1 protein-coding gene is annotated in these 243 nt (G+C 41.2%); it reads left to right on the top strand.

Annotation, left to right across the window (positions count from 1 at the left end; all coding sequences use genetic code 11):
• The coding region (locus RYX56_RS24650; protein ID WP_317124427.1) for an SAM-dependent methyltransferase at nt 1-243 on the top strand (243 nt) is incomplete at both ends.

The following is a 243-nucleotide window of genomic DNA, read 5'->3' on the forward strand; positions in this document are numbered from 1 at the left end:
CCCGGGAAGAGCAAGAGGAAGCTTACGGGGATTTTATCAGCACAAGCTAGTTGATAACGTTTTGCTTCATCCTGGTGAAATGGATATTACTGCCCATATTCATATGGATCATTTGATTCAAAAAGGCGAGCACCTCAACCTGCAATTCGTAATGAAGCTTGGGCAAGATGAATTTTTGTTGAAAGCAGGAATATTAAAGGAGTTAGAGGATCATTATGATGCGAACCCGTTTTCAGATGTGTG

The organism is Alkalihalophilus lindianensis, assembly GCF_032843265.1.
Lineage (GTDB): Bacteria > Bacillota > Bacilli > Bacillales > Bacillaceae_D > Alkalihalophilus > Alkalihalophilus lindianensis.